The organism is Amycolatopsis echigonensis, assembly GCF_014174495.1.
Taxonomy (GTDB): domain Bacteria; phylum Actinomycetota; class Actinomycetes; order Mycobacteriales; family Pseudonocardiaceae; genus Amycolatopsis; species Amycolatopsis echigonensis.
The window spans coordinates 1-325 of record NZ_JACJHR010000287.1 but is presented as its reverse complement, the minus strand read 5'-3'; the positions used below and the strand labels follow the sequence as shown (position 1 = coordinate 325).

The window sequence follows — 325 nt, the reverse complement described above, 5'->3', positions numbered from 1 at the left end:
TGGGGTTGACCCGTTTTGACGGACAGGGTCGTTGAGGTGGTCAGGCTACCCGGTGGGTGGCTTCGTAGGTGTTGGGGCTGAGGTAGCCGAGGCTGGAGTGCAGTCGGCGGGTGTTGTACCAGCCTTCGATGTAGCCGAAGATCGCTTTGTGCGCGGCGACCCGGGTGGGCCAGCCGCGTCGGTCGATCAGTTCCTTCTTGATGGTGGCGAAGAAGGATTCGGCGACGGCGTTGTCCCAGCACTGTCCCTTGCGTCCCACCGACAAACGCACGTCCAGGTCCTCGGCGAGGTCACCGAACTGGGCGGAGGTGTACTGGCAGCCACG

1 protein-coding gene is annotated in these 325 nt (G+C 64.0%); it reads right to left on the bottom strand.

What is annotated here, in order from left to right; translation table 11 throughout:
* Positions 1-40 precede the first annotated feature (40 nt).
* A partial coding sequence (locus tag H5411_RS46800) for an integrase core domain-containing protein (RefSeq protein WP_183128060.1) occupies positions 41-325 on the bottom strand: 285 nt, incomplete at its 5' end.